3 protein-coding genes, 1 tRNA gene and 1 pseudogene are annotated in these 5,963 nt (G+C 36.7%); 3 read left to right on the top strand and 2 right to left on the bottom strand.

All coding sequences use genetic code 11. The features are described from left to right. Window positions 1-134 (top strand): annotated as a pseudogene (locus QVP40_RS13850) (1-acyl-sn-glycerol-3-phosphate acyltransferase); the annotation flags it as partial. Window positions 135-158: 24 nt separating this feature from the next. Further along, window positions 159-2,861, top strand: coding sequence for a YfhO family protein (locus tag QVP40_RS04495; protein ID WP_022067297.1), 2,703 nt, complete (start codon window positions 159-161; stop codon window positions 2,859-2,861). Between the two features lie 167 nt (window positions 2,862-3,028). On the opposite strand, the gene QVP40_RS04490 is transcribed toward QVP40_RS04495, so the two are convergent. Then, on the bottom strand, window positions 3,029-3,739 hold the full coding sequence (locus QVP40_RS04490; RefSeq protein WP_022067296.1) for a glycosyltransferase family 2 protein: 711 nt from the start codon (window positions 3,737-3,739) through the stop codon (window positions 3,029-3,031). Window positions 3,740-3,881: 142 nt separating this feature from the next. Further along, window positions 3,882-4,256, bottom strand: coding sequence for a hypothetical protein (locus tag QVP40_RS04485; protein WP_138271007.1), 375 nt, complete (start codon window positions 4,254-4,256; stop codon window positions 3,882-3,884). A gap of 1,522 nt (window positions 4,257-5,778) precedes the next feature. Here QVP40_RS04485 and QVP40_RS04480 point away from each other — a divergent pair. After that, window positions 5,779-5,866 (top strand) — tRNA-Ser (locus QVP40_RS04480). The last annotated feature ends 97 nt before the right edge of the window (window positions 5,867-5,963 follow it).

Raw genomic sequence — 5,963 nt, 5'->3', positions numbered from 1 at the left:
CGATCACTGTACAGGTGCATTTTCTGAAACCGATGGAATATGAAGAATATAAGGATATGAAATCAACAGAAATTGCAGCAGAAGTAAAGCGAAGAATAGAAGAAACAATAAAAGCAAACGGCGGATGGGACTGAAATGATGGCTGGAGTAGTATGAAAATGAAAAAAACAAAAAATATAGAGAGATTTAAGTTTTATGGCGGGTATACAGTCTTATTTACGATTTGTATGATATGTACGTCATTATATTTTATTTATAATAAATCAACATTTATATGGTCAGTTGATGGAATAAGCCAGCACTATAATGCGCTGGCTTATTATGGTGAATATTTACGGGATATTTTATGGAATTTATTTGAAAAGCATAGTATTATCATTCCCACTTACGATTTTTCTATTGGATATGGAGCGGATGTTTTAAATACATTACATTATTATGTTATTGGAGACCCGCTGAATCTTTTGGCTGTATTTGTGCCTAAAGAGCATACGGAAATCTTATTTCATGTTCTTGTAATTCTTAGAATCTATCTTGCCGGAATTACTTTTTCTGTCTTTGCCAGAAGCCGTGGAAACAGATCATCTGCGGTTCTGGCTGGAGTGCCGATTTATCTTTTTTCGGAATACGTGCTGTATTTTTTCTGCAAACATCCATTTTTTTTAAATCCATTGATATATTTTCCGTTGATTCTTTTAGGCGTAGACAGGATTTATCGTAAAAAAGGACCGGGGATATATATTGTTGCCCTGATTATTAGTGCGTGCAGCAATTTCTATTTCTTTTATATGCTGGGAATTTTGACAGTAATCTATGCGGTTTTTCAATATTTTGGTTTTTATCATTCCATTCAATGGAAAACAGTGTTTCGATTTTTGTTGAAATTTGGACTGTATACGATTTTGGCTATATGTGCAGCCGGGGTTTTTCTATTGCCTTCTCTGGGGCTTCTGTTCCAGACAGGAAGGATGTCTAATGAAACTACAGTACCTTTGTTATATGGGATTAAATATTATGCACGCTTTTTTTCCGGATTTATCAGTATGGACAGTCCGGGACACCAGACTTTTCTTGGGTATACGGTTATTGCTTTTCCGGCTGTGATTCTGTTGTTTGCAACTAAAGGGGAAAAGCTTTTAAAAACAGGATTTGTTTTACTTACAGGATTTTTGTGTATTCCTTTTATAGCTCATGTATTTAATGGTATGTCTTATGTGACAAACAGATGGGCATTTGGATATACGATGCTTGTGGCGTACATAGTAGTAAAGATGTATCCGGTATTCCTAAAGCTTTGCATCAGACAAAAAATAATTTTGATTGTGTTTACTGTACTTGAGCTTCTGGCATGTATGGCAGGAATAGCGGGAAAATATCTGGTAGGCGAAGAAACTAAGCTTAAGGTTATGATAATTCTTTTGTTTTTGCTGATACTGTTTGTGGCTGTGCTTTGTATGAGTAAGAAGCAAAAAAATCCAGGCAAAATTTTTTTTACTTTTGTTATGTGCATGAATGTTGGGTGTGTTCTCATTAATGCGCTTGATGTCAGGACGAGAGAAGCTGATGCAAATAGATTTATCCAACAGGGGAGTGCGCAAAGACAATTGGAAAATATTCCTTCTGCAGAACTGGGGGAATTTTCAGAGGAAAAAAATTCCTGGCGTTATGATGAGGAAGGAACCGGAGAAATAAAAAACTCTACATTACAGACAGGACTGTATGGGACATCTTTTTATTTCAGCATGGCGAATCCATATGTGGCAGAATATCAAAGTTCATTATACTGGAATAATACCCAGGAGCAAAGTTATCGTGGGGCAGATAAAAGAAGTGCGTTGGAGATTCTGGGAGGAGTGAAATATTTTGTCACTCCAAAAGAAAGGAAAGGACCTGGTGCTTATCAGGAAAAGAAAAATTATGTAGCAGGCGAAAAAGAATTTACTATATGGGACAGTGGGAAAAAACTACCATTTGTATTTGCATACGATAAATATATTGGCAGAAATGAATTTGAACAGTTAAATATAGAACAAAAGCAGCAGGCCCTGATGGAAGCGGTAGTATTGGAGCGGGATAAAGATATTGGTGATTGGGATAAAGAGTATATTGTTTCAAATGATGCGAAAGAACCGGAAACAATATGGACTTCCAGAGGAAAAATCAAATTAGAAGAAAACATGATCCAAGTACAGGAACGAGGGGCAACGCTGAACATTCAGACAGATATTCAGTACGAGGGTGAAGTATATTTAATTTTTGAGGGGCTTGAGTATGAGGACGAAGCTTCCAGTGGTATTTCCAGAACGAAATCCAAAATTACAATTAATATTACTCAGAACAAAATAAAAAAGAAAATAGTTTTTAATAATGCAAACGAATTCGCGGAAAATAATGGAAAAAATAATTTTCTGTGTAATTTAGAGATGAATGAGCCTGGAAAAAAAGAAATAGAGATAAAGTTTCCGTATACCGGAACCTATCGCTTTAAAAATATCAGAGTTGTTGTTCAGCCTGTGGAGAAAATAATAAAAAATGCAGAGAACTTAGAGAAGGGTGTTGATGGATGGGTCTGTGCAGATGGGAATGAGGTAAAAGCTTCTCTGGAGTTAGAAGAGCCGCGTCTGGTATGTCTGGCTGTACCTTTTGACAAAGGCTGGACTGCTGTTGTAGATGGAAAAAAGGCTGAACTTATGCAGGCCAATATAATGTATATGGCATTGCCGTTAGAAGAGGGAAAACATGAGATAGAACTTCATTATTCCAATCCGTTTATTTGCACAGGTGCAATCATTTCTGTCATTGGTATACTGGGGGCAGTGATATGTATAACAGGAAATTATGTAAAGAGACGAAGAAAATAGTTTCTGAAAACAGATGAAGTGTAAAGCTGTTGCCTTGTTGAAAATACAAATGAAAAAAGGTGACATTTCTCCTGCAAGAGGGGGGATGTCACCTTTTTGGACATCAGAAGAACTTAGATGTATGAACAGTTTTGGGAGCTTCGGCATTGTTTTGGTCTTGTAAATGTTTACATTTGTTTTTTCAGCTTTCGGAAATCTCTGAGAGCATTCCAGCCGATTTTTATAATTTTTTTTATGTTAATAGAATTTACGCCTCCCTGTCTGGGTTTAAAAGAAATTTCCCGGAAGCATAATTTTTCATGATAGTAGGCAAAATATGTAGTCATCATAATGTTGGGGAGATTATAATTTTTGGGAAGCTTTTTTATATATTTCTTAACCAGTCCGGATTTCATAAGCCGAAAGGGGGCGTTTGCATCAGGGACTTTTACTCCAAAAATAATCCGAAGCAGTAAACAGACAGTGTTTTCCACAAATTTACGGGCTTTTCCATCGCCCCTGATTGTTCGTTTGCCGATTACTGCATCGTAATCTTTTCTCAGATTCCAGAATTCTTCAAATTCACCGGGGTCCGTCTGCCCATCCGCGTCAGTCTGAAAAACATAGTCAGCGCCCATTTCCACAGCATAGTTATATCCGTAAAGAACCGAAGAACCGTGTCCTCCGTTTTTCTTTGTCAGAGGTTTCAGAAGGGGCATGGATTCTGAAAGTCTGCACAGAATCTTCCAGGTGTCGTCAGTGCTTCCGTCGTTGACAACAACCATTTTTGAGGCTCCGCCGCCGCTATGTTTTTCAATAATGGGATACCATTGCTGAATGGTTTTTTGAATGTTGGCCTCTTCGTTGTAGGCGGGAATTACAATATATAATTTATCCATAAATAGATGTCTCCTTTGATAGTTTTAGGTATGGTTCTGTAAATGAGAAAATTTGAAAAAGTATACAAAATTCTCACGGATCTGTCTTTATAAGATTCACATATAGAGCTTAAATTTCTTTTATGTTCGTATATCATGGATCCTATTGTGCAGAATTCGATGCTTGTTCATTTATAGCAAAGTTCTGTTTTATATACATTTGAATATGATTTTGTTCATATATCATTTGGTAATGATCTGACAGATATTGAAGAATTTCCCGGTTTTTTATTCCGTAGGGGAAAATCTGCCTTTTTTCAGCATTCTGGTAAGAAAGAATGATGATATCGTTTTTGCCGCTCAGTATAGATTGCACCTGCGCGTTGACTGCGTCCGGAAAGGTCTGGTAGCTGATAGCAGGGATGTAAAAAAACTTATCTTCCGGAATTACATTAAATTTATTATAAAACATAGACTTGTTATTAACTGTAAGTACTGTTTTTCTGTCAGAATAATATTTATGATAAATGTCTGCCATGTTGTTTGCGATCTGCGAAATCTTTGGTATGTTTGTCAGAGAAAAAAGCTTTACAGGCATCTGGAGGTTGACACAGACTGTAAAAGTAAAAAGTCCTGCGATGAGAAGCTTCCTGTGACAAAACAGTTTCTCTGAAAATAAAGCGGCCTTTTCCGTTAAAAATAAGACGGCGGGCAGAAAAAAAGGAATCAGATATTCATAGTAATGCCCGTAGTTTCTGCCGGACAGCGAAACAGAAAATGCAGAGAGCAGCAGGGATACAGCATACATTGCCCGGAAGCTTCGTGAAAACTGTGCGGATCTTATTACAATGATCAGAGAGATAAGACATCCAAGAAGCATACAGAAACCTCTGATATTTGTAAAAAGCTGAAAAAAATTTTCGACAGAAGAACCGTTTGAGGAATACTGCAGATTAAAAAACAAAGACTGCTGTATCATTGGCTTCAGACTGTGGGTATTCAGGCAATAAATAATGACTGGCAGAATTCCTGTACATACTCCGAGACTTCCGGAAACTGCATTCAGAAGAATGGATTTATACTTTTTATAAAAAATCAGTCTTAGAAGGAGGATAATGGCAATTCCTCCCCACATTGCAGCCATATTAAGCCGAAGACTCAGAGCAATTCCGGCACATATTCCATGAAAAAACATGAAAAGCGGAGGATGATCAATAATCTTTCTTTTATAATATTTGATAATAAGAAAAACAGACAGAAACTGAAAAGTCAGTCCATAGGTCTCAACGAAATTCCCTCCCTGGTAGGTGAAAAAATTAAGTATAAGTAAAAGCATGAGGCCCACAGAAAGGCTTTTGCATATTTCGGAAACCCGGTTTCCTGAAATTAAGTCTGTAATTTTAAATAAAAGAATTACATTGATGATCATAAATGCGCATTCAATAATAAAAATCCCAATCGTTGTTTTGGAACTGAGACAGGCTCCGAGATAATTAAAGAAATAGACATACCATCCTTTGTGATCAAAGAGATCACGATATGGGACTTTACCTGACAGCATACTGCGCCCTATTGTAAAAAAGACGGAGCTGTCTGTGCCCATGCTGTTGACAACAGGAGAAGAGCCTGCGCTGAAAAGCATAATACATATGGTATAAAGTGCTCCAAGCAGGTAACGAGAGGAATGTCTGAAAATCGAAGTTCTTTTTAGGAAAATGGAATCAGTTGCATAAGAGCTTTTCATGGGAAACCTCCGAATAAATAATATAGCAGAAACAAAATATAACAGAAAAACGTGGGTGTGGAAGCAGTAAATAAGATTTCTGCATGGATATATTTTATCACAGGAAAGGAGAAAAGTAGAGAGGTAAGTATGGTAATCATGGAAAAAGAATAGAAAAGTAAAGAATGAAATAAGATCTATGAACAAAATAATACAAAATAATTTGAATTTTTTATAAAAAACAGGTTGACAATATGAAATACCTTCTGTATAATTAACAATGCATTTCAGATATAAATGCCTTCAAATTGCATAAGAAATTATGAGTTCGGAGTCTGGAGAAGTACTCAAGAGGCCGAAGAGGTGCCCCTGCTAAGGGTATAGGTCGGGTAACCGGCGCGAGGGTTCAAATCCCTCCTTCTCCGTTTTGTTTTTTGAAGAAATAAAAAACTTCAAAAAATTAAAAAAACTTGTTGACAACCGCTTGAAGATGTGGTAAAGTAAACAAGCTGTCAGCGAGAG

The sequence above is a fragment of the Blautia sp. CAG:257 genome, assembly GCF_000433815.1.
Taxonomy (GTDB): domain Bacteria; phylum Bacillota; class Clostridia; order Lachnospirales; family Lachnospiraceae; genus Blautia_A; species Blautia_A caecimuris.
Note: the sequence above shows the minus strand (reverse complement) of the source record. Positions and strands in the feature narration are given on the sequence as shown.